Here is a 25,909-nt window from a genome sequence, read left to right on the forward strand (position 1 = left end):
CAGCTGCCGCCCGTCACCCTCGGTCTTCTTCCGTGGACTCATAACGTTCGATGTCATCACTCACGGTGCCCATCCCGCCAGGTCTTCAGCCTGGCGTGTCGGGCCGGAAACACCTCTCGTGGCACAGTCCCATCCGCCCAACAGGCCCTCAGTCACGGGTGGATCCTTGCTCGCCTTGGCGACGAAGAGCAACGCGGGTAAGCCCTTGACTCGCTTTATTGCGGAGGTTCGGTTCGGCAGGGTCGGGCACCATTGGCCGTATGGGGTCGGTTGCGTTGTTTCATTCGGTTTATGGGCTTCGGCCGGCGGTCCTGGGGGCGGCGGAGCGGCTGCGGACGCTGGGGCACGAGGTGGTCGCGCCGGACCTCTATGGGCTGCCGGCGGTGGGGACCGTGGAGGAAGGGTTCGCGCTGGCCGGCAAGGTGGGATGGGAGGCCGTTGTCGGGCGGGGGCGGGAGGCCGTACGGGCTCTGCCGCCGGAGGCGGTTCTGATGGGGTTCTCCATGGGGGCGGGGGTGGTGGAGGCGCTGCTGCCGGAGCGGCCGCACACCAATGGGGTGGTGATGGTCGCGGCGGCGGGCGGTGTCGATCACGCGCGGGAGGGGCTGCGGGCTCAGCTGCACGTGGCGGATCCGGATCCGGAGTTCGTGCCGGCGGCGGCGGTGGGGCGGTGGATCGACGGGATGGCCCGGGCGGGGGCGGTCTTCGAGGTCTACCGGTATCCGGGGGTGGGGCATCTCTGGGTCGATGAGGGGCTCGCGGACTACGACTGTCCGGCGGCGGACCGGATGTGGCAGCGGTGTGCGGAGTTCCTTCGGCTGTCCTGAGGGAGACCCGCGTCACTGCACAAACTAAAAGTTTGCAGAGGCTGCAAGTTCGGCCCTAGCCTTCGGCTGTGCTCAATCGCCGGGACCGTAAGAAGCTGCAGACCAGGGCGGCGCTGATGAGCGCGGCCCTGCGGCTGGCCGAGGAGCGCGGGCTCGACCACGTGACCGTGGAGGAGATCAGCGAGGCGGCGGACGTGTCGCCGCGGACGTTCTTCAACTACTTCGCGACCAAGGATGACGCGATCATCGGGGAGCCGGTGGCCGACGGGCCGTCGGTGTGCGATCGGCTGCTCGCCGTGCCGGCCGAGGTGCCGCTGGTCGCGGCGGTGCTGACGGCGCTGGTCCCGGAGATCGAGCAGATCCAGGCCGACCGCGACATCTGGCTGCTCCGGATGCGCGTCATCAAGGACAACTCCGCGCTGCTGCCGATCCTCGTCGCCAAGGGCGCCATCGCCGAGCAGGAGTGGGCGGGCGCGATCGCGACCCGGCTCGGCCTGCCCGCGGGCGGCTACTTCCCGCTGCTCGCGGCGACGCTGACCGGCACGGCCGTCCGCGCCGCGATGATGCGCTGGGCCGACCGGAGCGATGACAACCCCGGCGACCAGAACCTCCTCGAGCTCGTCCGCGAGGCCTTCGGTGTGCTGGCCGAAGGCCTGAACACCCCCATCAAGAAAGGCGACTGATGACAGTCACCACCCCGGCCGAGGTCAACGGCCGGATGTCGCGCGGCGAGGTCGTGCAGGCGCTGTCCGGCCTGATGCTCGGCATGTTCGTGGCCATCCTGGCCTCGACCGTCGTCTCCAACGCGCTCCCCCGGATCATCGCCGACCTCGGCGGCAGCCAGTCCGTCTACACGTGGATCGTCACCACCGAGCTGCTGGCGATGACCGCCACCGTCCCGCTCTGGGGCAAGCTGGCCGACCTCTACAGCAAGAAGCTGCTGGTGCAGCTCTCGCTGCTGCTCTTCGTGGCCGGTTCGCTGATCGCCGGCTTCACCCCCGACGTGGGTGTCCTGATCGTCAGCCGGGCCGTGCAGGGCATCGGCGCCGGCGGCATGACCGCGCTGGCCACGATCGTGATGGCCTCGATCATCCCGCCGCGGGAGCTGGGCCGGTACTCGGGCATCTTCGGCGCCGTGTTCGGTGTCGCCACCATCGCCGGGCCGCTGATCGGCGGGGTCATGGTGGACACGTCCTGGCTGGGCTGGCGCTGGTGCTTCTTCATCGGCGTGCCGTTCTCGATCGCCGCCATCTTCCTGCTGCAGAAGACGCTGCACCTGCCGACGTCGCGCCGCGAGGTGAAGATCGACTGGCTGGGCGCCGGGCTGATCACGGCCGGTGTGAGCACCCTGCTGATCTGGTCCACGCTGGCCGGTCAGCACTTCGACTGGGCCTCGTGGGAGACCGCGGTCTTCGTCGCCGGCGGCGTCGTCCTGCTGGCTTTGGCCGTGTGGGCCGAGTCGAAGGCGCCGGAGCCGGTGGTGCCGCTGAAGATCTTCCGGAACCGCACGGTCACCCTGACCATCGTGGCCAGCGTGCTCGTCGGCGTGGCCATGTTCGGCGGCACGGTCTTCCTGTCGCAGTACTTCCAGGTCGCGCTCGGTAAGTCCCCGACGGTGGCCGGCCTGATGAGCCTCCCGATGATTTTCGGTCTGCTGGTCTCCTCGACGGTGGCCGGAGCGCTCATCACGAAATTCGGCAAGTGGAAGATGTACCTGGTCGTCGGCGCGATCGTGATGACGGTGGGCATGCTGCTGCTGAGCACGATCGACGCGCACACCAGCGTGCTGATGCTCTCGGTCTACATGGCGGTGCTCGGCATCGGGGTCGGCATGCTCATGCAGAACCTGGTGCTGGCCGCCCAGAACGACGTGCCCGCGGCCGAGCTGGGCGCGGCCACCTCGGCCCTGACGTTCTTCCGCAGCATGGGCGGCGCGATCGGTGTCAGCGCCCTCGGCGCGGTGCTGGCGAGCCGGGTGACGTCGCTGTTCACCGAGAAGTTGGGCGCGGCCGCCACCGCCGGCGGGTCGGCCGAGGTGCCGGACGTGAGCACGCTGCCGCCGCAGGTCCTGTCCGTGGTCAAGGACATCTACGGCACCGCCACCTCCGACCTGTTCCTGGTCGCGGCCCCGATCGCCTTCCTGGCGATCGTCGCGGTGGTCTTCATCAAGGAGAAGCCGCTGTCCACGCTGAGCGGTGACGAGCGCCGCGCTCAGGAGGAAGCGGCCGCACTGTCGATCCACTGACGTCTCACCGGGGTGGGTACATGATGATGCCCACCCCGGCCAGGCACACGGCGGCGCCGATCAGGTCGTACCGGTCGGGCCGGAAGCCGTCGACCAGCATTCCCCAGGCCAGCGAGCCGGCCACGAAGACCCCGCCGTACGCGGCGAGGATGCGCCCGAAGTTCGCGTCGGGCTGCAGGGTGGCCACGAAGCCGTACGCCCCGAGCGCGACCACACCGGCGCCCACGAAGAGCAGACCCCGGTGCTCGCGGATGCCCTGCCAGACGAGCCAGGCGCCGCCGATCTCGGCCACCGCGGCCAGCAGGAACAGGGCGATCGAGCGCAGGACAATCATGCGCTCGATCTAAGCAAAGAAGATCAGGACGGCCGGAGACCCACCGACGTCCGCGGCGACGGCGGCTCCGCGCAGCCCAGGAGCCCGACCAGCCCGGACACCCAGAGCTGGCGGTACACCGTGGGGCTGGGGTGGCTCACGACCAGCTTGACCCCGCTGGCGGCGGCCGTGTGGAAGCAGGCGACCAGGATGCCGATGCCGATGCTGTCGATCAACATGACCCGCTGCAGGTCGAGACAGATCTTGCCCGGCGTGGAGCTGGTCAGCACGTCGTTGACGGCGTCCCGCATCACGTGGGCGTTGTCCAGGTCGATCTCCCCGCTGGGCGCGATCTCGACGGTGCCGTCGGCCAGCTGACGGGTGGTGATCGGCAGATACACGGCTGCCCTCTTCCTGGCGTCGAGCGGGGCCGACGCCGACTTGCCGCACGAAGGACGCACACGCTCGACCCGTTGAAAATAACTGTCTCGGTGTCGTCGGGCACCTCGCCCGGTGCCGCTCTCCGACCGCGTTCCTACAACAATCCGCTGGTCTGCAAGTTACGCCACGTAGGCGCGGAACGCCAGAGTAGTTCATATGGCCTGAATGTGCTGGAACGGTCAGCGCGTGGCGGGAACGTTGACGTTCCACGTGCGGGGGCCGAATACTCACCGTATGCGATGGAGCGCGTCTCGGTATGGCTGACGTCTTTCCGGGGTCCGCCCAGGCATCTTCGGGGGCGGCGGACGTCGTCCATCTCACCAGCGTGGATATCGATCAAGCCCGTACGGTGCTAAATCGGTTCTACTACCCCGTGGCCGTCGGCATGCCCGAGGGTGCGGGCACTTTCGGTCTCGGGATGGAACTGATCCAACTCGGACCGCTGACGGTCGGCCAGCTCAGTTTCGCGACCGCCGTGACCCTGCTCGTGGCCGAGCTCGACGCGTACCACGTCAGCATGCCGACCAGCGGGCGGCTGCACGCCCGGCACGCCGGCCGGGAGATCGTGGCCACCCCGTCGACCGGCGTGGTCTTCGGTCCCGGCAGCCCGGTCTACACCTCCCGCGAGGCCAACTCGGCCGAGCTCGCGGTCAAGATCGAGCGCAAGGCGCTGGAGGAGGAGCTGGCCGGTCTGCTGGGTCGCCCGATCGAGGGACCGATCGACCTGCCGCCGGAGATCGACCTGTCGAGCGGGCCCGGGCACAGCTGGAGCCGGCTGGTGCGCCTGCTGCGGGACGAGCTCGAGTTCGGCCAGAGCCTGTTCTACCAGCCGATCATCGCCGAGCAGCTGCGCAGCGCGGTGCTCAGCGGCCTGCTGCTGAGCATGCCGCACCGCTACCACCGGGAACTGACCGGCCCGGCCACACCGGGACCGCCGCGCGCCATCCGGCGGGTGGTGGAGGCGATCCAGGGCGAGCCCGAGCGCGCGTTCACGGTGACCGACCTGGCCCGGATAGCGGGGATGAGCGTGCGCTCGCTGCAGGACGGCTTCCGGCGCCACGTCGGGGTGGCCCCGATGAGCTACCTCCAGCAGGTCCGGCTCGACCGGGCGCGTGAGGCGCTGCGGCGGGCCGATCCGCTGCGGGTGACGGTGGCCGCGGTCGCCCACCGCTGGGGCTTCGCGCACCTGGGCCGGTTCGCCTCGGCCTACCGCGGCAAGTTCGGCGAGTCGCCCTCGGAGACCCTGCGGTCGTAAGGGTTACTCCCCCGGGTCGCAGCGCCGGGGCTGGGGCACCTCATTGGGCGCGCGCCGGGTGCTCGGAGCAACCCCGAACAGGTGACCGCGCGGGGGCGCCCACTCGCGCCACGGGCCCAGCCGCGGCGGCACCGAGGCCAGCTCGCCGTCGCCCGCGCCGCGCTGCTCGCGCAGATAGGCCACCACCCGGGCCGCCGCCTGGCCGCCGTCCTCGGCCAGGCCGAGCAGCAGGCGGCGAGCGTCGTCCGCCGCCGGATCGTCCGCGTCGAGGCCGGGTATGTCGGCCGCCGAGCGGCGCAGCAGCGCCACCAGGCCGGCCAGGGCCTGCATCACGTCACACGCGTCCCGCTCGGCATCGGACAGGCTGGTCACGTCGCGCTCCCCCTTACCGCACCCGTCGGATCACCACCGACCGGCGCATGCCCACACCGGCGGTCCGTTAACGGGCGCCAAGGCGAAAATGTATTCGGCCCGCTACTAAGCGTCCATCCGTAACGCGCAGGCCCTGTCCAGTTAGCGCTCAGTTTGACCGCCGTCGGCATGATCGTCCGATTCCACCCCATGGTCGAGAAGCCATCCGACGGGGTAAGAACCGATTGAGCATCCCTGGGAGGACACCATGACCGACGAGATCCGCCAGCCGCTGGAGGAGACGCAGGAGGTCGCGGACGCCGTCGAGGACGACGTCGCGGTCGACGCGTTCATCACCGGCGGCGGCGCCGACAGCGACACCCCCGAGTTCCTCGAGCCCGGCCAGGAGCCGAACGTGCGCACCGGGGCCGACCAGCCCTGGGACCCGGAGGACCTGGCCGTGGCCGAGGGCAAGGACCCGACGCCCGAGAACGTCGAGAAGGCCCGCGAGGAGCTGGAGCGGGACGGCGCCGCCGCCATCGAGCGCACCGTCCCGTAAAGCTGTCCGGCTAGAGCGTGACGTCGCCGATCGGCGTCGTGGTCGGCGCGGTCGAGCCCTTCGGCGGCTCGACCGTGACCGCGACCCCGGTCACCCCGGCCAGGCCCTCGACCAGCTGCACCGTGGCCGCCTGGCCGGGCTCCAGCACGCCCGCCGAAGCCGGCGCGGTGTTCGGCCGCAGCGTCCACAGCTGGTAGACCTTGCCGTCCGGGGCCGAGCCGTCGGCGGCCAGCATCACCACGCCGGCGCCGTACATCCCGGACGACGCCACCGTGAGCCGGCCGCCGGTGGTCAGCGCCTCCTCCCGGACGGTGAGGTCGGGCGCGGTCAGGATGGCCCGCACCCGGGCCTCGCCGGCCCGCGCGGCCTCGGCCGTCGCGCGCTCCGTACGTACGCGCTGGTCCTGGACCTCGTAGGCCACCGCGCCGGCCCCGGCCACGGCGACCACGACGGCGGCCGCGGCAGTCAGGCGCCGCCAGCGGAAAGCGGTGGGCGGTTTCTCGGCGACCGGCGGCAGCTGACGCGTACGCCCGATCTCGGCCAGGACGTTCTCCCGCAGCCGCGGCGGCGGAACCGACCAAGTCGCGCCGCCCAGGCGGGCCGTCGCCTCACGCAGCTCGTCGACCTCGGCCCGGCACTCGGCGCACTCCCGCAGATGCCGGTCGAAGGCCGCCCGCTCGAGGTCGTCGACCGCGTCCAGCACGTACGGGCCGAGCAAGGTGTGAATCTCCGTGGTCATGCCGTGGCCCCCGTCGCGATGCAGTCGCGGAGGCGGATCAGCCCGTCCCGCATCCGGGTCTTGATGGTCGGCAGCGGCGCGTCCAGCAGCTCGGCCACCTGCGGATAGGAATGGCCCTGGTAGTACGCGAGGGTGACCGCCTGCCGCTGCAGGGTGGTCAGACCCTCCAGGCAACGTCGCACCTGCTGGCGCTCGAGCCGCCCGGAGACCTCGTCGGCCACCACGTCGTACGGCGTGTCGACCGACGCCGCGCCGATCCGGGCGTTCCGCTCGGTGGCCGCCTGCTCGGACCGGACCCGGTCGACCGCCCGGCGGTGGGCGATCGTGAAGATCCACGACGTCGCCGACCCGCGCCCGGCGTCGAACCGCGCGGCCGTCCGCCAGACCTCGACCAGCACCTCCTGCGCCACCTCCTCGGCCTGCGCCGGATCACGCACCACGCGCCGGATCAGACCGTAGACCCGGGGCGAGACGATGTCGTACAGCTGCCCGAAGGCCCGCTCGTCACCGCGGGCCACGACCCGCAGCAGCTCGCCCACGTCGACCGGGGCCTGAGGATCGGGCACCGCCGAGAGATGCTCGGACCGGCGCCCGACGCCGCGCTCCGCCATGGGATCCGCCTTCCGCTGTACGGCCATTCAACGCTCATTCGGAGCGGACGGGCCGCCGGATGGGCCATCGCGGCGAGAATTTCCCTACAACCTCCGGGCGGCGGTCCCCGTCTATGGATGGACAAGGGAGCGGGGATGACTGACGAATCGGACGCCGGTTACCTGGATTACGTGCACGGGCGGATACCCGCCCTGCGCCGGGTCGCCTTCCTGCTGAGCGGGAGCTCGGACGAGGCCGACGATCTGGTGCAAGAGACCATCACCAAGCTGTACGCCCAGTGGTCGCGCATCTCGCGGGTGGAGCACGTCGACTCGTACGTGCACACCATGCTCGTGCGCGCCTTTCTCGACGAGAAGCGCCGCGGGTGGTGGCGGGTCAACCTGCGCGGCGCGCCCCCGGAGCCACCGGCCGCGCCGCCCGGGACGAGCGAGGAACGGACCGTGCTGCGGGCCGCCCTGCGCCGGGTGCCCGCCCGCCAGCAGGCCGTGCTGGTGCTGCGCTTCCTCTGCGATCAATCGGTCGCCGACGTGGCGCAGATCCTCGGATGCTCCGAGGGAACCGTCAAGAGCCAGACGTCGCACGGGCTCAACGCCCTGCGCCGGATCCTCGGCGATCGCGTGGGAGGTGCCCTGTGAGGGACGAAGAGTACGGCGCCCTGCTGCTGCGGCCGCTGGACGGCGAACCGGACGCGCCGTCGAAGATCGACGTGGCCAAGGCCATGCGCGACGGGCGGCACCGCCGCGGCCGCCGGTGGTGGGCCGGCGGGTCCGCCCTGGTCGCGGCCGTCGCCGCGGCGTCCGTCGGCGGGGTGCTGGCCACCGGCGGGGGCACCCCACCGAAGCCGAAGGTGCTGCCGCCCGATCCGCCGATGCCCGGCGCCTGCGTGCCCGCCATGCTGCCGATCGGCGGCCACCCCGACGCCAACCTGACCGCCGGCGACCCGAGCGGCACCTGGCACGCCGGGGTCTCGGAGCCCAACTACCACGAGCCGCCGGTGTTCAACTCGCTGCTGATCTGGCGGGGCGGGCAGCTGGTGACCGACGCCAAGGCGCCGGCCTCGAGCTTCGGCGTCCGCGACATCAACGGCGCCGGTGTGGCCGTCGGTTTCAGCGACACCGGGGCCAACCAGCCCTTCGCGTACCGGAACGGCTCGTTCCACAAGCTGGCCGGCGGCGCCGGTGAGCCGGTCGCGATCAACGACGCCGGGGTGATCGTGGGGAACGTCGGCCCGACCGAGAACGAGACCCGTCCCGTGCGCTGGCGTTCACTCACGGCGCCGGCCGAACCCCTGCCGCTCCCGGCCGGCGTGCGGCCGGGCGAGGTCAGGGTCCGTGACATCGCCGAGGACGGGAGCATCGTCGCCGAGATCGGCCGGGGCGGATATCTGTGGTCGCCCGACGGCACCGGTCGATTCCTCAAGCCGCCGAAGGGGCATTACCCGGCGCCGTCGATGAGCCCGATCCCCCTGCCCTCGGGAATGCCGTCGGTCGAGGCCCGTCTGCCCTTCCCGGACACGTCCTCGGCGGGCGTCGACCCCCAGTTCACGCCGCTGACCTTCGCCCGCGGCTGGATCTACGGTCACCTGCTCTCGGAGTCGTCGATCACGCTCCCCTACCGGTACGACCCGCGCAGCGACACCTGGCAGCGGCTCGGCGACGCCTCGACGCAGGCGGACCTCAGCGGCAACGGGATGTTCGCGGGCGACCGGACGGCCGCCTACGTGGGGCGGGCGCTGCTCACGCTACCTCTGCCGCCCGAGGCGGCGTCGCCGAAGGAAGGCGAGAACTGGATGAGCCTCACCAGCATCGGCGACGACGCGCGGACGGTCGGCGGCAGCATGATCAGCGGCCGGGCCGATCCGAGTCACCGGGACAGGCCGGTCATCTGGCGCTGTCGATAGCGACCGTCCGGCCCGTGGCGGCCGCCTCCTGAGCCGCGGCCAGGACGGCGGTCACCTCGGCGCCGAAGCGGACGTCGAGGTCGACCGCGGGGCCGCCGCCGGCCGCGGCGATCAGCTTGCCGAGGCCCCGCTTCAGGGCGTCGACCGGCGACCACGGGGCCGAGGGCACGACGCGGACCCCGGCCGAGCCGGAGAAGACGGCCTCCTCGCGCTCGGCCGCCCCGGGCGCGTCCAGCGAGAGGACGAGCGAGCTGATCGGCCCGCCCGCGTGGCGCAGCAGCAGGTGGGTCATGTCGGGGTCACCGGTCATCGCGGCCACCTCGGTCACCGGGCCCAGAATGGGCAGGGCCAGCGCCAGCGCGTGCGGGCCGACGTCCCACAGGCCGCCGCTCTCCTTGCGCCACGGCGACGCGCCGAACGGGTTGTCCTCGGTGAAGATGCGGCCGAGGTGGACGACCCGGCCCTCGACCCAGCCGCCGTCGGCCACCGCGCCGGCCACGAATTCCTCGATCTCCGGGAAGAGCCGGCGGGTGAAGAAGACCAGCGACGCCAGCCCGCGCGCGGCGACCTCGTCGGCGATGGCCGTCGCCTCCGAGGAGGTGAACGCGACCGGCTTGTCGAGCACCAGGTGCTTGCCGGCCTGGGCGGCGCGCAGCGCCAGCGGCGCCTGCACGTCCGGCGGCAGCGCGATGGCCACGGCGTCGACGTCGGCCAGCAGATCGTCCACTTCGGCGTACGCCTTCGCGCCGTGTTCGGCCGCCAGCTCACTTGCCTTGTCGGAATTGCGCCCCCAGACCCCGACAAACTCGACATCAGTGTGTGCGGCGAGCGCGGGTGCGTGCGCCAGGTGTGCCCATGGTCCCGTACCGAAAAGTCCGAAGCGCATCGGAAGTTGCCTGCCTCTCTCGTGGCCCAGCCGCAAGCTATCAGGCGACCTTCGATCAGTACGCTGTGCCGGTGAACGGTCCCCTTTCGGTGGCGACGATCATCGCCGCTCTGGTGCTGGCGGCATGGTTCCTGCTCCGCGCGGCGCTCAACCGCGCGCCCAGCAACGTCGACCTCTGGGCCACGCTGGCCCTCAGCGCGCTGGTCGCGGTGCTCGTGATCGTCGCGGTGGTGAGCCTTTTCGACGGCTCCCGGCCGAGCGACACGCCCACCTTCGCCGGCTACCTGATCACCACGATCGCCTTCGGGCCGGTCGCGTTCTATCTGGCCCGGCTGGAGCCGACGCGGTGGGGCAGCCTCATCCTCGGCGTCGCCTGCCTGGTGCTGCCTGTTCTCGTGCTGCGCCTGCAGCAGATCGCGGAGGTGACCGTCGGTGCCTGAGAAAACGTCCACCCGCCCCCAGGATGCCGCCCTCGGCACCGGCCTCGGCCGGGTGCTGCTGCTGGTGTACGGCATCTTCGCGCTCTCGGCCAGCGCCCGCGCCCTGGTGCAGATCTCCACGCACTTCAAGGAGGCCCCGCTGGCCTACCTGCTGTCGGCCTTCGCCGGCCTGGTCTACATCTCGGCCACCGTGGGCCTGGCGATCGGGGGCGCCCGGGGCCGGCTGATCGCGCTCGTCAGCTGCAGCATCGAGCTGGTCGGCGTGCTCGTGGTGGGCACGCTGAGCATCGCCGACGCCGTCGCGTTCCCGGACGACACCGTGTGGTCGCACTACGGCAGCGGCTACGGCTACGTCCCGCTGGTGCTGCCGTTCGTCGGCCTCTGGTGGATCTGGCGGCACCGGCCTACGACGACGCCTCGATGACGTGCGGGACGAAATAACACCGGTCCTTCGTCACGAGCCCGTCGTCGCCGAGCCCCTCGCGGATGCCCATGCCGGCCGGTTCCCCGTCGATCAGCCACGAGCCGATCACCGGGTGGACCGTGCCCTCCAGCCCGTCGAAGGACGGCAGCTCGCACAGTTGCTGGACGACGTAGCGCCCGTCCACGCCGTACTCCGACGGGTTCTCGCTGATGGTGACCCCGTCGCGGACCAGCGTGACCGACCCCCCCTCGCGGCCCCAGACCGGTTTCTTGGCGTAGCTGGTCAGCGTCTTCGCCTTCGAGGAGTCGGCGAAGTACGCCGGGAGCAGGTACTTGCTCCGCTCGGGGTCGTCGCCGAACAGCTTCCACAGCACCGGCAGGATCGCCTTGTTGCCGAGCAGGGCGGCCGTGTAGGGCGGCTCGATCCAGACCGTGCCGTGCTTGGTGGGGTCGGCCATGTTCCGGAAGAAGGCCTTGCCGCCCTCCTCGGTCCAGAACCACTCCCACGGGTAGAGCATGAAGATGATGTCGATCGGCTCGGCTTTGTGCTCCTGGCCCGGTGAGGGCACGAAGACCACCCGGTCGCCGGCCACGTCCCAGCCGATCTGGCTCATCGCGATCAGCTCGACCGGATAGCCGGCCTCCTCGGCCGTCGCCATCAGGTAGGCGACGTTCATCCGGTCCTCGCCCGAGGTCTCGGACGTCTCGTAGGCGAAGAAGATCTTCGGCTTCTCCGGCAGCCACGTCCGGGCCTCGCGGAGCTTGTTGATGTTGCGGCGCCAGGCGCCCGGGTCGCCCGCCTCGCCCGGGGTGGCGGGCCAGCCGACCAGGCGGTCGTGGATCGAGTTCCACTGCCGCCACTCGTGCTGGGTGACGCCGGTCTGGTCCATCCAGTGCCACTGGATGACCGAGCTCTCGACCAGCGCGGTCGGCGTCTGCGCGTTGAACTCGAGCAGCTTGGGCGTGCTGCCGGCGCCGTTGTACCAGAGGTCGAAACGGCCGTAGACGCTCGGCGAGTAGTCCGGCGTCTCCATCGGCAGGCGCATGTCCGGGTCTTTGTCGTAGTGCGTCCACGTCTCGGCGTCGCCGTCGAACCAGGTCCGGATGATCTGCTCGTGGGCGAACTCGGGCACGCCGATCTTGGCCATGAAGCAGGTCTCGGGGTTGCAGACCGAGGTGAAGTAGCCCTCTTTGCGGCCCTGCACGGTGTGCCGCGGGCACTGCCGGACGATCCAGTCGCCGGCTTCCAGGCACATCGCGTGCAGGGTCGTGGTGGCCGCCTCGAGCTCCTCGATCTCGGCCGCCGTGAAGTCGTAGTACGGACCCTCCTGCCAGTACGAGATCATCGTCCCGTCCGGCAGCTCGGTGTCGTTGTACGTCAGACCGAGGCTGAAGTTGGTGAGCTGCCAGCCCTCGCGGACCGGGCCGTACGGAACTCGGCGCACGCTCAGCCGCCCGACTTGCCGGACGAGGAGCCCCGGGCCGCGCCGCCCTTGCCGACCACGCTGGTCTTCACGGTGCCGTTGCCGATCTTGCCGGTGGCCGGTAGTCCGAACGACTGCCGGGCCGCCCGGTCGTTGTAGGCGAACTTGTTGCCGCCCGCGGGCAGCCGGTAACCGACCGGGTAGCCGGACCGGTACCCCGACGAGTACCAGATGAAGAAGGGCAACGCGCTGCCGCCGCTGTACGAACGGTTGACGTCGTCGTCGCAGTTGTCCTCGTCGACGACGACACCGTTGGCGTCGGCGCAGTAGAAGCCCGCGTCCTGGTAGTCGTCGTCGTTGTCGCACGCCGCCGCGCCGCCCGCCGCCAGAAGCAGGAAGGTGCTCGTCAGCGAGACGCTGCGGGAAGCCATGCGCCGTTTCATAGTTCCTTTGTAACGCCTCTCAGCAATGATCTCTACGCGCGCGGCCCACCGGCGACGTAGATGACCTGGCCCGAGACGAACCCCGCGCCCTCACTGACGAGGAAGGATACGGTGTTCGCGACGTCTTCGGGGCGTCCGGCCCGGCCCACCGGGATCTGAGCGACCGCGGCCTTCTCGAACTGGGCGAAATCGACGCCGACCCGGGCCGCGGTGGCCGCGGTCATGTCGGTGACGATGAAGCCCGGCGCCACCGCGTTGGCGGTGATGCCGAACCGGCCCAGCTCGATGGCCAGGGTCTTGGTGAAGCCCTGCAGGCCGGCCTTGGCCGCGGCGTAGTTGGCCTGGCCGCGGTTGCCGAGGGCGGAGGTGCTGGAGAGGCTGACGATGCGGCCCCAGCCGGCGTCGACCATGTGCTTCTGCACGGCCCGGCTGAACAGGAAGGCGCCGCGCAGGTGGACCGCCATCACGGTCTCCCAGTCGTCGTCGGTCATCTTGAACAGCAGGTTGTCGCGCAGCACGCCGGCGTTGTTGACCAGCACGGTCGGCGCGCCGAGCTCGGCCGAGACCTTCTCGACGGCCGCCGTGACCTGGGCCGGGTCGCTGACGTCGGCCCCCACCGCGAGGGCGGTGCCGCCGGCGTCGTGGATGGCGGTCACCGTGTTGGCACAGGCGCCCTCGTCGAGGTCGACCACGGCCACGGCCAGGCCGTCGGCGGCGAGCCGGCGGGCGGTCGCCTCGCCGATGCCGCGGGCGGCGCCGGTGACGATGGCGGTACGGGTGGGAGCGGACTGCGACATACGGCCTCCTCTATTTGCACTAAGAGTGCACTTTAACGCCCGTCAGACGGTTCGGCGGAGTCGGATCCAGCGGTATCCGTACCCGGCCACGTCGACCTTGTCACACTCGCCCAGGTCCGGGTATTCCTGATCGGCCAGCACGTCGTTCGGCATCTCGGCCTCCGGGTACAGCGTGCTGAGGTCCACGGTCGCCGCCTCCGGGCCGAGGTTGTGCACGAAGACCATCGTGCCGGTGCCGTCGTCGGCCCGGTGCACCAGCACATTGGTGGGCACGGGGACGTCGACGTGCTTGGAGGAGCCGGCGCCGACCTCGGGGGCCTCGCGCAGCGTCCGGATCATCCGCTCGAACCAGGACAGCAGCGAGTTCGGGTTGTGCCGCTGGAGGGTGACGTTGACCTTCTCGTAGCCGAAGTCGCCGCCCGAGATGACCGGGCGCAGCAGATCCTTCGGGGCGGCCTTGGAGAACCCGCCGTTGGGCAGGCCGGACCACTGCATCGGGGTACGGATCGAGTCGCGGCCCTCGAGCGTGAGGTCCTCGCCCATGCCGATCTCCTCGCCGTAGCGCAGCACCGGGGTGCCGCGCAGGCTGAACTGCAGGGCGTAGGCGAGCTCCAGGCGCCGCCGGTCGTTGCCGAGCATCGGGGCCAGCCGCCGCCGGATGCCCCGGCCGTAGAGCTGCATGCTCTCGTCCGGCCCGAACCGCTCGAACACCTCGTTGCGCTGCTCGGCGGTGAGCCGCGACAGGTCGATCTCGTCGTGGTTGCGCAGGAAGGTGGCCCACTGGCCGCCCTCCGGCAGCTGCGGGGTGTCCCGCAGGCCGTCGATGATCGGCTCGGCGCTCTCCCGGGCCAGGGCCAGGATCATCCGGGTGTTGAGCATGAAGTCGAACAGCATGTGGATGCGGTTGGCCGAGCCGCCGGTGTCACCGAAGTAGCGCTTGAGCTCGTCGGGCTCCACGTTGGCCTCGGCCAGCAGGACCGCGTCGCCCTTGCGCCACTGCACGTACTGCCGCAGCTCGGTGATGAAGTCCATGTCCTTGGGCGAGTTCGGGTTGCCGGGCTGGGTCTCCTCGATGATGAACGGCACCGCGTCCATCCGGAACCCGGCCACGCCCAGCTGCAGCCAGAACGCGCAGATCTTCTTGATCTCCTCGCGGACCTCGGGATTGTTGATGTTGAGGTCCGGCTGGAACTTGTAGAAGCGGTGGTAGTACCAGCGCTTCGCCGTCCGGTCGTACGTCCAGGTCTCGTCCTGTTCCCCGGGAAAGACCATGCCCTGCTTGCGGTCCGCCGGCTCGGTGTCGGACCAGACATACCAGTCGCGGTACGGAGAATCGGGTGACGATCGGGCCGACTGGAACCACGGGTGCTTGTCCGAGGTGTGGTTCACGACCAGATCGATGATCACCTTGATGCCGAGGTTGCCCGCCTGATGCAACAGCTCGGCGAAGTCGCCCAGATTGCCGAAGCGCGGGTCGACGTTGTAGAAGTCGGACACGTCGTAGCCGTCGTCCTTGTCCGGCGACGGGTGGATCGGGTTGAGCCACAGACAGGTGACCCCGAGCCGGGCCAGATAGTCGAGACGCCCGATCAGGCCGCGGATGTCCCCGCAGCCGTCGCCGTTCGAGTCGGCGAAAGTGTCGATGTCACAGCAGTAGATGACGGCCTTCTGGTACCACCGGTCGGTCATGTCCCTTTACTTCACCGTCGTCACGCCGCCCGAAACAGCACTCAGGTTGGGCGCAGGTTCGTTGGGTACAAACTACGAATGGGCGGCGGACTGACAGCGTGGGTGACCTCTGTCATCGAATCACTCGGTGAGCTCGGCGTGGGCCTGTTGGTGGCCCTGGAAAATCTGATTCCGCCGATCCCGAGCGAGATCGTGCTGTCCCTGGCGGGTTACCTCGCCAGTGAGAGCCGGGTCAACCTCGTCCTGGTGTTCCTGGCCGCCACGGCCGGTTCGGTGCTCGGCGCCCTGGCCCTCTACTGGCTCGGCTACGCCCTCGGTGAGGACAGGTTGCGCCGCTGGCTCGACAAGATCCCGCTGGTCGACGCGGACGATCTCGACACCGCCGACCGGTGGTTCGAGAAGCACGAGAAGGCGGCCGTGCTGTTCGGCCGCTGCGCCCCGGTCGTCCGCAGTCTGGTCTCGATCCCGGCCGGCGCCAACAAGATGCACGTCGGGCTGTTCACGCTCTTCACCGCGATCGGCAGCGGCGTCTGGAACGCGATCTTCATCGGCGGCGGCTACGCGCTCGGCTCGCAATACCAGGACATCGAGAAGTACTCGCACTGGCTCGACTACGCCATCTGGGCCGCGATCGTCATCGCGATCGGCAGCTGGGTCGTCAAGAAGGTGCGCAAACGGCGACGCGCGGCCGCTCGTCAGAGCGACCGCGCGTCCGTTTCCAGTCGCGACTAGCTGCGCCTCTCTAGAACCCGGCGCTGATCTTCGTGAAGGCCCAGTCGGCCTGCGCGATGCCGGAGCAGTCGGAGACCACGCCGCCACCGGCGCAGCCGCGGTCCCGGTTGACCGCCCAGAAGGTGAAGCGGGCAAGGTTGTTGTTGCGGGCGTAATCGCGGATCTTCGTCCACGTCTCGGTGGTGGTCAGCTCCTGCTGGTCGGAGAGCCCGTTCATGCCGGAGATGCCCAGGTGCGAGTACGCCTGCGCGTCGGTGTAGCCGAACGTCGTCTTGAGCAGGTTCTTCAGACCCTCGGAGGTGTTCACCGTCGCGGTGTAGATGTCGCCGGCGCCGAAGTCGAACGGCATCTGGGTGAAGATGTCGATGTTGGCGCCGAGCGCCTTGGCCTGCTGCACCAGCCGCGTGCCGTAGTAGTTCGGGCCGGTCGTGGTGGTGCCGAAGGTGAGGATCGTCTTCACCGACGGGTTCTTCTGCTTGACGATCTTCAGGGCGCCCAGGATGCGGTCCTGCACGACCGTGTTCTCGAACTCGTCGCTGTTCTCAATGTCGATGTCGATCGACTTGAGCTGGAAGGCGTCGATCACCTTCTGGTACGCGCCGGCCAGCGCCTCCGGCGTCGAGCAGTTCGGGCCGAGCTTGTTGCCGCTCCAGCCGCCGATCGACGGGACCACGTCGGCCCCGGCGGCCCGGATGGCCGCGATGGTGCTGGCGTGCACGCCGCCGGTCAGGCCGCTCTCGCCGTCCCAGGCCGGGTTGCAGCCGTTGTTGGCGAGGACGAAGGCCATCGTGAAGGCCTTGATGCCGGTCGCGTTGACCACGGTGGCCGGCGCGGGCGGGTTGCCCCAGCCGGGGTAGATGTAGGGCGCCGAGGCCATCTTGGTGCCGGTCGACGGCGGCGGAGTGGTGGGCGGGGTGGTCGGCGGCGTCGTGGGCGGGGTGGTCGGTGGCGTCGTGCCGCCGCAGGTGCCCTGGTCGGCCCAGACGTCCCACTGGCCGCTGTGGGTGGCGGGGGATTCGTTCTGCGTCCACCACTTGGCCGAGTAGTTGTGCCCGTTCTGCGAGGCGGTGTTGCCGCCGACGTAGACGGCCGAGGAGGACCACGCGGGGGCGCAGGCCGCGGCCGCGTTCGAGGTCGCCATGGGCAGGATCGCGGCGGCCGTGGCGGCCACGGCGACCGAGCCCAGGATGAGGATCTTCTTCATGGGGGTGGGTGCTCCTGAGGGGGTCAGGGGAGGGTGGAGAGGTGCGGCTTGACGGTGTTGGCGAAGCCGTTGCCGTTGGTGACGTCCCAGTTGATGGACCAGGTCATCGCGCCGCGGATACCGGGGTAGGTCGCCGGCGGCTTGAAGCTGCCGCAGTTGGTGCCGCGGGCCAGGCAGTCGAGGGCGGCGTTGACCACCGAGGGCGCGACGTAGCCGCCACCGGCGGCCCGGGTGCTGGCCGGCAGGCCGAGCGCGACCTGGTCGGGGCGCAGGCCGTTCTGGGTCTGGATGCAGGCCAGCGCGGTCAGGAAGTTCACCGTGCCCTGGCTGTAGGCGGCGTTCTGGTCGCAGCCGAGCATCGCGCCCGAGTTGTAGAACTGGGTGTAGACGACGGTGAGGATGTCCTTGATGGACAGCGCCAGGGCGAAGTACGACGAGCCGGTGCTCTGCATGTCGATGGTCTGCGGGGCCATCGTGATGATCAGGTTGCTGCCGGCCTTGGCCCGCAGGCTGCGCAGCGCCTGCGCCATGTAGGTCGGGTTGAGCCCGTTCTCCAGGTCGATGTCGACGCCGTCGAAGCCGTAGGTCGTCATCAGCGAGTAGACGGAGTTGGCGAAGTTGGTGGCCGCGGTCGCGCTGGCCACGCTGACCGTGCCCTTCTCGCCGCCGACCGAGATGATGACCTTCTTGCCCCGCGCGTGCAGGGTCGCGATGTCCGCCTTGAACTGGGCGTCGGTGTAACCGCCGACCGCGCTCGCCAGGCCCGGGTCAAGGGTGAACGAGACCGCGCCGGGGGTCGAGGTGGCGTCCGCGAAGGCCACCGCGATCAGGTCGTACGTGGTGGGGACGGCGGCCAGCTTGAGCGGGGCCGCGCCGTTGTCGAAGTTCTGCCAGTAGCCGGTGAGGAAGTGCGCCGGAAGCACGCCGTTGCTCGGCGGCGGGGTAGTTGTCGGAGGCGTCGTGGGCGGTGTCGTCGGCGGCGTGGTGGGCGGCGTTGTCGGAGGCGTCGTGCCTCCACAGGCCCCCTGGTCGGCCCACACGTCCCACTGGCCGCTGTGCGTGGCCGGGGACTCGTTCTGCGTCCACCACTTGGCCGAGTAGTTGTGCCCGTTCTGCGAGGCCGCGTTGCCGCCGACATAGACGGCCGACGACGACCACGCCGGCGCGCAGGCCGTGGCGGCCGAGGCGGAACTGGTGAAATACGTGGCCGCCCCGCCCGCGACCAGCGCGGCGACGGTAGCCATGACGACAGACCTGGAGCGCTTCATGGCCCTCCCTCCTTCATGTCCGTTAATCATTAAGGCTTGTTAACAGAACAGTCCAGAGGGAGAGCGCCTTAAATATTCTTAAATCTGTCGATCGCCTACTTGCGGAACTGGATCCAGTTCAGGTTCACGAAGTCGGCCGGCTGGCCGCTGGTGAAGGTCACGTAGACGGTGTGCGTGCCGGTCACGCCGGAGACGTTGCCGGGGATCGACTGCCAGGTCTGCCAGCCGCCCGTGCTGCCGAGCGCGAAGCTGCCGATCGGCGCGTTGGAGCGGCTGTCGAGGCGTACCTCGACCAGACCGCTGACCCCCGAGCCGGCGCCGGAAGCCACCCGGGCGACGAAGTCGCGCACCCCGCCCGAGCCGAAGTTGACGTTGTTGAACTGCAGCCAGTCGCCGTTGGCGATGTAGCCGACGTCCTGCCCGCCCTCGGAGCACGTCTCGACCTGCACGCCCGCGCTCGCGTTGAACGACTCGGCCTCGATGCGGGAGAAGGCGTCCCGGGTGCCGCTCGGCGGCGGCGTGGTGGTGGGCGGCGGCGTGGTCGAGCCACCGCCGGACGACTGGTACACCGCGACGTAGTCGACGATCATCGGGACGCCGGGCTGGGTCGAGGCGGTCGGGCCACCGCCGAACGCGGCCGGGAAGCCGCCGCCCATGGCCACGTTCAGGATGACGAAGAAGCCGTGCTGGGTGGCGTTGTTCCAGGTGGTCGCGTCGAGCTGGTTCTTGCTGAAGGTGAAGTAGTTGTTGCCGTCGAGGTACCAGCGCAGCTGCTCGTTCGACGTCGTCCGGTCGTACTCGATGGCGTACGTGTGGAAGCCGGTCTTGCAGCCGCTGCAGGCCCGCTCACCGCTGGTGATGCCGGTGGTCTCGTTGCACGGCCCGCCCGGGTTGGTGCCGCAGTGCAGCGCCGCGAAGACGGACTCGCGCCCGTTGATGTTCTCCATGATGTCCCACTCGCCGATGCCGGGCCAGTTCGTGGCGCCGACCGGGCGGGCCGCCCCGCCGAGGGCCCAGAACGCCGGCCAGTAGCCGGCCGCGGCGGCCCCGCTGACGTTGGGCTGCTGCAGCCGCGCCTCGATGCGGAGCTTGCCGCCGGCCGGCGCCGCGAAGTCGGTGCGCTGCGTTTCGACCCGGCCCGACGTCCAGCGGCCGGACGAGTCCCGCAGCGGCTTGATCACCAGGTTGCCGTTGCCGTCCTGATAGACGTTGCTGGTCGAGTCGGTCATCGTCTCGACCTCGCCGGTGCCCCAGTTGGCGGCGCCGCCCGGGTAGCCCGTGCCGGTCGCGTAGAGCCAGTTGGACCGGTTGAGCCCGGTGCCCGCGGCCCCGGTGAAGTCGTCGCTGAAGACGGTGGTCATGCCGGACGGGGCAGCGGGCACGGCCGCCTCGGCGTTCATCGCGAAGATCGCACTCGAGCTCACTGCCAGTACCGCCGCTACCGCCGCGGTCGCAACGCGAAATCTCATGGGACGCGCCTTCCGTTGGGGGTGTGAGAGCGCTCTCAGCGGATTTCACGCTTGTTACGAACGTGCTGTCAATATGGACTGACGTCGATTGCCCGTTGATACCGTTTCTCTTCCGGAAAGATCGGGTAATCCGAGGTCATGGACACGGGCGGCACGATCCTCGACCCCGAACTGGCCGAGCAGGCCGAGGCCCACGATCTGCACACGCTCGGCGTCGAGGAGGAGTTCCTCCTGGTCGACGCGGTCGAGCCCCGGCCCGTGGAGGCGGTCGAGGAGGTCTTCGACCACCTCGGTGAGGGCATCCGCGGCTCGGTGCAGCACGAGTACATGCGCAGCCAGATCGAGATCGCCAGCCCGCCCCAGCTCGAGCTGAGCGCCCTCGGCGAGTCCCTGGTCCGGCTGCGGGCCGAGGTCGCCCAGGCCGCCGACAAGGCCGGCGCCCGCCTGCTGGCCATGGGCACCGGCCCGGTCGCCGGCCCGCACGTCCGGGTGGTCGACAACCCCCGGTACCACCGCATGCGCGAGCGCTTCGGCGACCTCTCCCCCGGCGCCGGCATGTGCGGCACCCACGTGCACGTCAGCATCCCGGACCCGGAGACCGGCGTGCAGATCCTCAACCACCTCCGCCCGTGGTTGCCGATCTTCCAGGCCGCGACCGTCAACTCGCCGCTGTTCAAGGGGCGCGACACGACGTACGCGAGCTGGCGCTACATGATGTGGGAGCGCTGGCCCACCGTCGGCCCGGCGCCCTACCTGCACTCCCACGACCACTACCTGACGCTGATCTCGGATCTCGAGGCGAGCGGCGCCATGCTCGACGAGGGCATGCTCTACTGGTACGCCCGGCTCGCGGCGAACTACCCGACCGTCGAGCTGCGGATGGGCGACGTGATGCCCACCACCGACGACGCGGTGCTGCTCGCCGCGCTGGCCCGGGCCCTGGTCGCCACGCTGCTCAACGAGGTCCGCGACGGCAAGCCGGCCCCCGAGGTGCCGGACACGCTGCTCGTGGCCGCACACTGGCGGGCCGCGCACGACGGGCTCGAGGGCGTCAACATCGACATGGCCACCCGCGAGCCCCGGCCCGCGTGGAAGCTGATGCGGCAGTTGTTCGACTACGTACGCCCCGAGCTGGAGCGCCACGGCGACCTGGAGCGGGTCACCGTCCTACTCGGACAGTTGCGCTCGCACGGCACCGGCGCCGCCCGCCAGCGCGCGATCCTGGCCCAGCAGGGCACGGTGGCCGATGTGGTGGACCAGATAGCCAAGGCGACCCGGGGCGATCGCGGAGGTCAGTAGGCTGGCCTGATGAAGCTCGTCGTGATCGGCGGGGACGCGGCCGGCATGTCGGCCGCGTCCCAGGCCCGCAAGCGCCTGGGCCCGGCCGAGCTGGAGATCGTCGTCTTCGAGCGCGGGCGCTTCACGTCCTACTCGGCCTGCGGCATCCCGTACTGGATCGGTGGCGCGGTCTCCTCGCGGGACGCGCTGATCGCGCGCAGCCCGGACGAGCACCGGGCCAACGGCATCGACGTCCGCCTCCAGCACGACGTCGTCGCCGTTGATCTGGCCCGTCAGCAGGTCGTCGCCCACTCCGCGTCCGGCGAGGTCCGCGAGAGCTTCGACCACCTCGTCTACGCGACCGGCGCCTCCCCGGTCGTGCCCGAGTGGGCCCGCGTGCGCGAGGCCGGGGTGTTCGGCGTTCAGACCCTGGAAGACGCGGACGCCATCCATGCCTGGCTCGACAGCACGGAGAAACCCCGGCGCGCGGTGGTGATCGGCGGCGGCTACATCGGGGTCGAGATGGCCGAGGCGATGATCCAGCGCGGCCTCGAGGTGACCCTGCTCGAGAAATCGCCGCAGCCCATGGCCAAGACCGCCGACCCCGAGATCGGCCGGATGGTCCAGGACGCGATCCGCGGGCTCGGCATCGACATCGTCACCGACGCCCACGTGGAAGGCCTCGAGACCGAGGGCGGCCGGGTCACCGCGGTGGTCACCCCGGGCGGCTCGCTGCCGGCCGACGTCGTGGTCATGGGCCTGGGCGTACGCCCGAACACCGCGATCGCCCGCGACGCCGGCCTGCCCGTCGGCGCGACCGGTGGGCTGCTCACCGATCTGCGGATGCGCGTCGAGGGCGCCGAGAACATCTGGGCCGCCGGCGACTGCGTGGAGACCCGCCACCTGATCACCGGGCGGCCGGTCCACGTCCCGCTCGGCACCCACGCCAACAAGCAGGGCCGGGTCGCCGGCATCAACATCGGCGGCGGCTACGCCACGTTCCCCGGGGTGATCGGCACCGCGGTCACCAAGGTCTGCGACCTCGAGGTGGCCCGCACCGGCCTGACCTCCCACGAGGCCGAGCAGGCGGGGTACGAGTTCGTGACGGCGACCGTGGAGTCGACCAGCCGGGCCGGCTACTACCCCGGCGCGTCCCCGATGACGGTCAAGCTGATCGCCGAGCGGCGTACCGGCCTGCTCCTGGGCGCCCAGATCGTCGGCCGTTCCGAGGCCGCGAAGCGGATCGATGCCCTCGCCGTCGCGCTGTGGAACAAGATGACGGTGGAGGAGATGACGGCGCTCGATCTCAGCTACGCGCCGCCGTTCGCGCCGGTGTGGGACCCGGTGCTGATCGCTGCCCGAAAGGCGACGGACGCGGTGCACGCGGGCTGATTTAACCGGATTCGGCTCACAGGCGACTACCAGGTGATATCGCGCTCGGTAGCGTGACAACCACCGATCCGGTCTCGCGCTTGATCATGCGGCACGGTAGGCATGCAGCATGTCGCCGCAATCTCCTCGTTATCCGACCCCGGCCGGACAAGCGATCGGCGGGCGGCATCATCAACGACCGGAGTCCCTGGCCGACGTGTTCGTGCCCACTTCGGACGCCTCCGTGGCCGTCCGGGATCAAGGTTCCGTCGCCGTCCTCGATCCTTCTGCCGCCGGCCTCGATCGTGCCGTCGCCGGCCTCGACCCTGCCCTCGCCGTCGATCAGCCCGAGACGCGGTACCGCCGGGGCAAGCCGGTTGTAAGCTTCGTCGGCGACGAGGCTTACGTGCCGCGCCCGCGTAACGCGACCCGCGGCCAGCGGCCTACCCGCGGCGGCCGCCACGCCGTGGCCAAACCGTCCGCGCAGCGCCCGCCGACGACGGGCAGCCACCGCGCCCCCGGCACCCTGCCGATCGAGTCCTGGCTGCTGATGGGCAAGGCGCGGCAACAGGCTCTACTGGCCTCGCTGGTCGCGATCGGCATCCTGCTGCTGGCCATGCCGGCCGAGCAACGCCGCGAGAGCGTCGACGCGGTCAACGCCGCCGCCCAGGCCGTGGTGGGGGTTCAGTCGGTCAAGAAGCCGGCCCCGGCGCCCCAGCCGGCTGAGGATGACGAGCCGGCCAAGTCCAAGCCGGCCGACAGCGGCGACAAAACCGGCAAAGATGACGACCGATCGTCCACTGACGACAATGCGGCGGCGCCCCCGCCCGCCGCGACGGCGCCCACGGCGGCTCCGAGCGCCACGCCGTCGGCCCAGCAGACCGGCGAGAGCGCACCCAAGGCGCCGGTCACCGGCCCGGGCGCCTCGCTGCTCACCACCGGCACCCAGGCGGTCGCGCTGACCTTCGACGACGGCCCCGACCCGGTGCAGACGCCGAAGATCCTCGCCCTGCTGAAGCAGAACGACGTCAAGGCCGTCTTCTGCCTCGTCGGGTCGCAGGTCAAGAAGCACCCCGAGATCGTGCGGCAGATCGTCGACGCCGGTCACACCCTGTGCAACCACACGTGGGACCACAGCCTGAAGATCGGCAAGGACAAGCCCGAGCAGATCAAGGCGGACCTCGAGCGGACCAACGTGGAGATCCGCACCGCCGTCCCGGGGGCCGAGATCCCGTTCTTCCGGGCCCCCGGCGGCAACTTCACCGACCGGCTGGTCGCGGTCGCCGGCGGGGCCGGGATGACCTCGATCTACTGGCAGGTCGACCCGCGCGACTGGGACCACCCCGAGGGCGAGACCGACGCTCAGCACGTCGACCGGGTGATCGCCGCGGTGCAGAAGCACGTCAAGCCCGGCTCGATCGTGCTCTCCCACGACTTCGGCCAGCCCGACACGATCGCCGCCTACGAGAAGCTGATCCCCTGGCTCAAGGCGAAGTTCACCCTCGGCCTGCCGCAGATCCCGGGCCCGCCGCCGTCGGCGCTGCCCACCGAGACCCCGTCGGCCCCGGCCGCCACCCCTACGGCGACCCCGCCGGCTGGCAAGTAGGACACCAGTAAAGGTTGCGCCCGGCCAGCGGACCCCGCGCGATCGCGGTGCCGCAGACTAGGCACGCCTGACCGGGACGGCGGTAGACGTAGACCTCACCGCCGTGCCGGTCCACGCGTGGCGCCCGCTGCATCGCCTCCGGCGTGTGCTCGGTGTGCACCGTGTCGATCCGGCCCCGGGCCACGCCCTCCTTCATCAGGGCGCGCAGATCGGTCCAGATCTCGTCCCACAACTCGGCCCCGATCAGCCGCCCCGGCGTGGTCGGGGCCAGCCCGGCCCGGAAAAGCACCTCGTTGGCGTAGATCAGCCCGCACCCGGCGACGACCGACTGGTCCAGCAGCAGGGCGAACAGCGGCTTGGTGCTGGACCGCACCCGGGCGAACGCGGCCCGCGGATCGGCGTCGTCGCGCAACGGGTCGGCGCCCAGCCGGTCCCGCAACTGCTGCGCCTGCCCCGGGTCGAACACCTCACACGCGGTCGGCCCGCGCAGCTCGAGCCAGTGCGACTCCCCCACCACCCGCATCCGTACCTGCCCCACCGGCTCCGGCACGGGCGCCGCACCGTCGGCGAACTTCCCGTACAGCCCGAGATGCACATGCACGCTCAGGTCGCCCTCGTAGTGGTGGAACAGATGCTTCCCGTACGCCTCGGTGTCGGTCAGCCGCCGCCCGTCGACGGCCTGAGCCCCACCCGCGAACCGCCCCTGCGGGCTGGCGACCCGCAGAACCTGCCCCGCGAAGAGCTCCCGATGCCGGCTTGCGAGCCGATGAATGGTGTGTCCCTCTGGCACGGCCGCAACGGTACCCGGCTATTTGAAGGCCAACCGGTTGTCGACCACCCAGGCCTCGAAGGGGCGAGGCGGGCGGCCGGTCAGCAGCTCCACGTCGCCGGTGGGGGCGACGACCGCGGCGGCCGGGCCCATGGTCTCCAGGATCGAGGCGGGGAGACCGGTCTCCGCCTCGGGGATCTGCTGTACGGCGTACATCCTGGTCAAGGTCTTGTTGATGACGTCGATCTGGTCACGGACCGACAGCACGGCCGGGCCCGTGATCAGGTAGGCGCCGGGCTTCGGGTGGTCGGCGGTCAGCTGGGCGACGGCCGACGCGGCGATGTCGGCGGGATCGACGATCGGGAGCTTCACGTCGGCGTACGGGGCCCGGACCACATCGTCGTCGCCCAGCCACAGCAGGATGTTGTAGTCGAAGCCGGCCGCCCGCAGAAACGTCGACGGCACCCCGGCCCCGGTCAGGGCGCGCTCGCCGGCCCGGTGCCGGGCGGTGACGAAGTTGGCCGCGCCGGAGGGCAGCTCGGTGACCGCGGTGAACGAGGACAGCAGTACGACGTGTTCCAGGCCCTTCCGGCCGGCTTCTTCGGCGAACACCGCGCCGTTGTCGTCGGCCATGGTCAGGTAGGCCCGGTCGACGCCGTCCAGGGCCCGGCGGACGGCCTCGGCGTCGGTCAGATCGCCCTGGACGAGCGTGACCTCGGCCGGCAGATCCGCCTTGGCCGGGTCGCGGACCAGGGCGACCACCTCGTGGCCGCGACCGGAAAGCTGACGGGCGACGTGGCCGCCGACGGTGCCGGTGGCCCCGGTGACAAGAATCTTCATGGCTCCTACCCTCCGCCGGGCCGCCGCC

At 70.5% G+C, this 25,909-nt stretch carries 28 protein-coding genes; 13 read left to right on the top strand and 15 right to left on the bottom strand.

Annotated features, from left to right (window positions below; translation table 11 throughout):
• Positions 1-260: 260 nt before the first annotated feature.
• The 3 genes from AB0J66_RS08570 to AB0J66_RS08580 all read left to right on the top strand — a co-directional run bounded on the left by AB0J66_RS08570 (position 261) and on the right by AB0J66_RS08580 (position 3,072).
• Entirely contained in the window at positions 261-827 is a 567-nt protein-coding gene (locus tag AB0J66_RS08570; protein WP_364657373.1) for a dienelactone hydrolase family protein, read from the top strand.
• Positions 828-895: 68 nt separating this feature from the next.
• On the top strand, positions 896-1,510 hold the full coding sequence (locus AB0J66_RS08575; protein WP_364657375.1) for a TetR family transcriptional regulator: 615 nt from the start codon (positions 896-898) through the stop codon (positions 1,508-1,510).
• Positions 1,510-3,072, top strand: a complete 1,563-nt coding sequence (locus AB0J66_RS08580; RefSeq protein WP_364657377.1) for an MDR family MFS transporter — start codon at positions 1,510-1,512, stop codon at positions 3,070-3,072. Before AB0J66_RS08575 ends, AB0J66_RS08580 begins: the two co-directional genes overlap by 1 nt.
• A 4-nt stretch (positions 3,073-3,076) precedes the next feature.
• On the opposite strand, the gene AB0J66_RS08585 is transcribed toward AB0J66_RS08580, so the two are convergent.
• Complete coding sequence (locus AB0J66_RS08585; protein ID WP_364657380.1) at positions 3,077-3,406, bottom strand: YnfA family protein; 330 nt, start codon at positions 3,404-3,406, stop codon at positions 3,077-3,079.
• Positions 3,407-3,429: 23 nt separating this feature from the next.
• Entirely contained in the window at positions 3,430-3,786 is a 357-nt protein-coding gene (locus AB0J66_RS08590; protein ID WP_097318103.1) for an STAS domain-containing protein, read from the bottom strand.
• A gap of 365 nt (positions 3,787-4,151) precedes the next feature.
• Here AB0J66_RS08590 and AB0J66_RS08595 point away from each other — a divergent pair, with 365 nt between their 5' ends.
• On the top strand, positions 4,152-5,081 hold the full coding sequence (locus tag AB0J66_RS08595) for an AraC family transcriptional regulator (protein ID WP_364657383.1): 930 nt from the start codon (positions 4,152-4,154) through the stop codon (positions 5,079-5,081).
• Between the two features lie 3 nt (positions 5,082-5,084).
• On the opposite strand, the gene AB0J66_RS08600 is transcribed toward AB0J66_RS08595, so the two are convergent.
• Positions 5,085-5,453: a hypothetical protein gene (locus AB0J66_RS08600; RefSeq protein WP_364657385.1), complete on the bottom strand. Its 369-nt coding sequence runs from the start codon at positions 5,451-5,453 to the stop codon at positions 5,085-5,087.
• A gap of 247 nt (positions 5,454-5,700) precedes the next feature.
• Here AB0J66_RS08600 and AB0J66_RS08605 point away from each other — a divergent pair, with 247 nt between their 5' ends.
• Positions 5,701-5,991, top strand: coding sequence for a hypothetical protein (locus AB0J66_RS08605; protein WP_364657387.1), 291 nt, complete (start codon positions 5,701-5,703; stop codon positions 5,989-5,991).
• A gap of 10 nt (positions 5,992-6,001) precedes the next feature.
• Here AB0J66_RS08605 and AB0J66_RS08610 read toward each other — a convergent pair whose 3' ends face one another.
• The gene (locus tag AB0J66_RS08610) at positions 6,002-6,730 is read right to left on the bottom strand and encodes an anti-sigma factor (protein WP_364657389.1); all 729 of its coding nucleotides are present in this window, start codon (positions 6,728-6,730) and stop codon (positions 6,002-6,004) included.
• Positions 6,727-7,368, bottom strand: coding sequence for an ECF RNA polymerase sigma factor SigK (gene sigK, locus AB0J66_RS08615; protein ID WP_364657391.1), 642 nt, complete (start codon positions 7,366-7,368; stop codon positions 6,727-6,729). The genes AB0J66_RS08610 and sigK overlap by 4 nt, the downstream gene beginning before the upstream one ends.
• A gap of 108 nt (positions 7,369-7,476) precedes the next feature.
• On the opposite strand from sigK, the gene AB0J66_RS08620 reads away from it, so the two are divergent.
• Positions 7,477-7,977 carry a SigE family RNA polymerase sigma factor gene (locus tag AB0J66_RS08620; protein ID WP_364657393.1) on the top strand — a complete coding sequence of 167 codons (501 nt, stop codon included), beginning with the start codon at positions 7,477-7,479 and terminating at the stop codon, positions 7,975-7,977.
• Entirely contained in the window at positions 7,974-9,242 is a 1,269-nt protein-coding gene (locus AB0J66_RS08625) for a hypothetical protein (protein ID WP_364657395.1), read from the top strand. The genes AB0J66_RS08620 and AB0J66_RS08625 overlap by 4 nt, the downstream gene beginning before the upstream one ends.
• Here the strand turns inward: AB0J66_RS08625 and AB0J66_RS08630 are convergent.
• A complete protein-coding gene (locus AB0J66_RS08630) occupies positions 9,223-10,128 on the bottom strand; it encodes a Gfo/Idh/MocA family oxidoreductase (RefSeq protein WP_364657398.1) in 906 nt (301 codons plus the stop codon). The two genes, AB0J66_RS08625 and AB0J66_RS08630, sit on opposite strands and share 20 nt — an antisense overlap.
• Positions 10,129-10,199: 71 nt before the next feature.
• On the opposite strand from AB0J66_RS08630, the gene AB0J66_RS08635 reads away from it, so the two are divergent.
• Both AB0J66_RS08635 and AB0J66_RS08640 read left to right on the top strand, forming a co-directional pair.
• Complete coding sequence (locus AB0J66_RS08635; protein WP_364657401.1) at positions 10,200-10,568, top strand: hypothetical protein; 369 nt, start codon at positions 10,200-10,202, stop codon at positions 10,566-10,568.
• A complete protein-coding gene (locus AB0J66_RS08640; protein WP_364657404.1) occupies positions 10,561-10,992 on the top strand; it encodes a hypothetical protein in 432 nt (143 codons plus the stop codon). The genes AB0J66_RS08635 and AB0J66_RS08640 overlap by 8 nt, the downstream gene beginning before the upstream one ends.
• Here AB0J66_RS08640 and AB0J66_RS08645 read toward each other — a convergent pair.
• The 4 genes from AB0J66_RS08645 to AB0J66_RS08660 are packed head-to-tail and all read right to left on the bottom strand — an operon-like array spanning position 10,973 to position 15,344.
• The gene (locus tag AB0J66_RS08645; protein ID WP_364657407.1) at positions 10,973-12,436 is read right to left on the bottom strand and encodes a glutathionylspermidine synthase family protein; all 1,464 of its coding nucleotides are present in this window, start codon (positions 12,434-12,436) and stop codon (positions 10,973-10,975) included. The two genes, AB0J66_RS08640 and AB0J66_RS08645, sit on opposite strands and share 20 nt — an antisense overlap.
• A 2-nt stretch (positions 12,437-12,438) precedes the next feature.
• Positions 12,439-12,846 carry a hypothetical protein gene (locus AB0J66_RS08650; RefSeq protein WP_364657410.1) on the bottom strand — a complete coding sequence of 136 codons (408 nt, stop codon included), beginning with the start codon at positions 12,844-12,846 and terminating at the stop codon, positions 12,439-12,441.
• Positions 12,847-12,890: 44 nt separating this feature from the next.
• Positions 12,891-13,655, bottom strand: coding sequence for a 3-oxoacyl-ACP reductase FabG (fabG, locus tag AB0J66_RS08655; RefSeq protein ID WP_364657413.1), 765 nt, complete (start codon positions 13,653-13,655; stop codon positions 12,891-12,893).
• 42 nt (positions 13,656-13,697) lie between these two features.
• A complete protein-coding gene (locus AB0J66_RS08660) occupies positions 13,698-15,344 on the bottom strand; it encodes an alpha-amylase family protein (protein ID WP_364657416.1) in 1,647 nt (548 codons plus the stop codon).
• A 78-nt stretch (positions 15,345-15,422) separates the two neighbouring features.
• Here AB0J66_RS08660 and AB0J66_RS08665 point away from each other — a divergent pair, with 78 nt between their 5' ends.
• Positions 15,423-16,076 carry a DedA family protein gene (locus AB0J66_RS08665; RefSeq protein WP_364657419.1) on the top strand — a complete coding sequence of 218 codons (654 nt, stop codon included), beginning with the start codon at positions 15,423-15,425 and terminating at the stop codon, positions 16,074-16,076.
• A 10-nt stretch (positions 16,077-16,086) separates the two neighbouring features.
• On the opposite strand, the gene AB0J66_RS08670 is transcribed toward AB0J66_RS08665, so the two are convergent.
• The 3 genes from AB0J66_RS08670 to AB0J66_RS08680 all read right to left on the bottom strand — a co-directional run bounded on the left by AB0J66_RS08670 (position 16,087) and on the right by AB0J66_RS08680 (position 20,017).
• Complete coding sequence (locus AB0J66_RS08670) at positions 16,087-17,280, bottom strand: carbohydrate-binding protein (protein ID WP_364657422.1); 1,194 nt, start codon at positions 17,278-17,280, stop codon at positions 16,087-16,089.
• 23 nt (positions 17,281-17,303) lie between these two features.
• Positions 17,304-18,548 (bottom strand): glycosyl hydrolase family 18 protein, encoded by a 1,245-nt coding sequence (locus tag AB0J66_RS08675; protein ID WP_364657425.1) that lies wholly within the window; start codon positions 18,546-18,548, stop codon positions 17,304-17,306.
• Positions 18,549-18,643: 95 nt separating this feature from the next.
• Entirely contained in the window at positions 18,644-20,017 is a 1,374-nt protein-coding gene (locus tag AB0J66_RS08680; protein WP_364657428.1) for a carbohydrate-binding protein, read from the bottom strand.
• A gap of 138 nt (positions 20,018-20,155) precedes the next feature.
• Here AB0J66_RS08680 and AB0J66_RS08685 point away from each other — a divergent pair, with 138 nt between their 5' ends.
• The 3 genes from AB0J66_RS08685 (at position 20,156) to AB0J66_RS08695 (ending at position 24,272) form a co-directional block, all read left to right on the top strand.
• Positions 20,156-21,316, top strand: a complete 1,161-nt coding sequence (locus tag AB0J66_RS08685; protein WP_364657431.1) for a glutamate--cysteine ligase — start codon at positions 20,156-20,158, stop codon at positions 21,314-21,316.
• A 9-nt stretch (positions 21,317-21,325) separates the two neighbouring features.
• Positions 21,326-22,687, top strand: a complete 1,362-nt coding sequence (locus tag AB0J66_RS08690; protein ID WP_364657434.1) for an FAD-dependent oxidoreductase — start codon at positions 21,326-21,328, stop codon at positions 22,685-22,687.
• 109 nt (positions 22,688-22,796) lie between these two features.
• Complete coding sequence (locus AB0J66_RS08695) at positions 22,797-24,272, top strand: polysaccharide deacetylase family protein (RefSeq protein ID WP_364657437.1); 1,476 nt, start codon at positions 22,797-22,799, stop codon at positions 24,270-24,272.
• Here AB0J66_RS08695 and AB0J66_RS08700 read toward each other — a convergent pair.
• Both AB0J66_RS08700 and AB0J66_RS08705 read right to left on the bottom strand, forming a co-directional pair.
• Positions 24,244-25,062, bottom strand: a complete 819-nt coding sequence (locus AB0J66_RS08700; RefSeq protein WP_364657443.1) for a DNA-formamidopyrimidine glycosylase family protein — start codon at positions 25,060-25,062, stop codon at positions 24,244-24,246. The genes AB0J66_RS08695 and AB0J66_RS08700 overlap by 29 nt on opposite strands.
• Before the next feature lie 18 nt (positions 25,063-25,080).
• Entirely contained in the window at positions 25,081-25,881 is an 801-nt protein-coding gene (locus tag AB0J66_RS08705) for an NAD(P)H-binding protein (protein WP_364657446.1), read from the bottom strand.
• Between the last annotated feature and the right edge of the window lie 28 nt (positions 25,882-25,909).

It is taken from the genome of Actinoplanes sp. NPDC049598 (genome assembly GCF_040675435.1).
Taxonomy (GTDB): Bacteria; Actinomycetota; Actinomycetes; order Mycobacteriales; family Micromonosporaceae; genus Actinoplanes.

Excerpts from the sequence above, each read along its gene's own strand:
- AB0J66_RS08605 (WP_364657387.1), top strand. The coding sequence starts at position 5,701 with ATGACCGACGAGATCCGCCAGCCGCTGGAGGAGACGCAGGAGGTCGCG.
- AB0J66_RS08620 (WP_364657393.1), top strand. The coding sequence starts at position 7,477 with ATGACTGACGAATCGGACGCCGGTTACCTGGATTACGTGCACGGGCGG.
- AB0J66_RS08570 (WP_364657373.1), top strand. The coding sequence starts at position 261 with ATGGGGTCGGTTGCGTTGTTTCATTCGGTTTATGGGCTTCGGCCGGCG.
- AB0J66_RS08670 (WP_364657422.1), bottom strand. The coding sequence starts at position 17,280 with ATGAAGAAGATCCTCATCCTGGGCTCGGTCGCCGTGGCCGCCACGGCC.
- AB0J66_RS08610 (WP_364657389.1), bottom strand. The coding sequence starts at position 6,730 with ATGACCACGGAGATTCACACCTTGCTCGGCCCGTACGTGCTGGACGCG.
- AB0J66_RS08675 (WP_364657425.1), bottom strand. The coding sequence starts at position 18,548 with ATGAAGCGCTCCAGGTCTGTCGTCATGGCTACCGTCGCCGCGCTGGTC.
- AB0J66_RS08680 (WP_364657428.1), bottom strand. The coding sequence starts at position 20,017 with ATGAGATTTCGCGTTGCGACCGCGGCGGTAGCGGCGGTACTGGCAGTG.
- AB0J66_RS08630 (WP_364657398.1), bottom strand. The coding sequence starts at position 10,128 with ATGCGCTTCGGACTTTTCGGTACGGGACCATGGGCACACCTGGCGCAC.
- sigK (WP_364657391.1), bottom strand. The coding sequence starts at position 7,368 with ATGGCCGTACAGCGGAAGGCGGATCCCATGGCGGAGCGCGGCGTCGGG.
- AB0J66_RS08580 (WP_364657377.1), top strand. The coding sequence starts at position 1,510 with ATGACAGTCACCACCCCGGCCGAGGTCAACGGCCGGATGTCGCGCGGC.
- AB0J66_RS08685 (WP_364657431.1), top strand. The coding sequence starts at position 20,156 with ATGGACACGGGCGGCACGATCCTCGACCCCGAACTGGCCGAGCAGGCC.
- AB0J66_RS08585 (WP_364657380.1), bottom strand. The coding sequence starts at position 3,406 with ATGATTGTCCTGCGCTCGATCGCCCTGTTCCTGCTGGCCGCGGTGGCC.
- AB0J66_RS08650 (WP_364657410.1), bottom strand. The coding sequence starts at position 12,846 with ATGGCTTCCCGCAGCGTCTCGCTGACGAGCACCTTCCTGCTTCTGGCG.
- AB0J66_RS08705 (WP_364657446.1), bottom strand. The coding sequence starts at position 25,881 with ATGAAGATTCTTGTCACCGGGGCCACCGGCACCGTCGGCGGCCACGTC.
- AB0J66_RS08695 (WP_364657437.1), top strand. The coding sequence starts at position 22,797 with ATGTCGCCGCAATCTCCTCGTTATCCGACCCCGGCCGGACAAGCGATC.
- fabG (WP_364657413.1), bottom strand. The coding sequence starts at position 13,655 with ATGTCGCAGTCCGCTCCCACCCGTACCGCCATCGTCACCGGCGCCGCC.
- AB0J66_RS08660 (WP_364657416.1), bottom strand. The coding sequence starts at position 15,344 with ATGACCGACCGGTGGTACCAGAAGGCCGTCATCTACTGCTGTGACATC.
- AB0J66_RS08690 (WP_364657434.1), top strand. The coding sequence starts at position 21,326 with ATGAAGCTCGTCGTGATCGGCGGGGACGCGGCCGGCATGTCGGCCGCG.
- AB0J66_RS08665 (WP_364657419.1), top strand. The coding sequence starts at position 15,423 with ATGGGCGGCGGACTGACAGCGTGGGTGACCTCTGTCATCGAATCACTC.